At 46.8% G+C, this 530-nt stretch carries 1 pseudogene; it reads left to right on the top strand.

The features are described 5' to 3' along the window. A pseudogene (locus R7Q48_RS30685) lies at positions 1 to 530 on the top strand (ribonuclease D); the annotation flags it as partial.

Raw genomic sequence — 530 nt, 5'->3', positions numbered from 1 at the left:
ACATGACATCTTTCATCGAACTATTGAAAGATGCATCGGTACTTAAAGTGCTTCACGCCTGTGGCGAAGATTTAGAAGTATTCCAAAATGCATTTGGTTGTACGCCATTTCCAATGGTCGATACACAGTTAATGGCGGCGTTTCTTGGCCACGGGCTGTCAACAGGTTTCGCAACGCTGGTGGAAGAATACTTAGGTGTTGCGTTGGACAAGAGTGAATCTCGCACCGACTGGATGGCTCGTCCTCTCACGCAAAAGCAACTTGATTATGCAGCGGCAGACGTTCACTACTTGTTGCCACTTTACGAAAAATTGCTCGATAAAGTCACTGAAGCTGGCTGGTGGGAAGCGGTGCAGCAAGAGAGCGACTTGTTGGTTTCCAAACGCATTCGCGAAACCAACGAAGAAAATGCGTACCTTGATATTAAAGGAGCGTGGCAACTTAAACCGTCAGAGTTAGCTGTGTTAAAGCCGCTAGCGACTTGGCGTTATCGTGAAGCAATCAAGCGCGACTTAGCACTAAACTTCATT

This window comes from Vibrio sp. 378 (genome assembly GCF_033339435.1).
The sequence above is the reverse complement of the archived record's forward strand: the minus strand, read 5'-3'. Positions and strand labels throughout refer to the sequence as shown.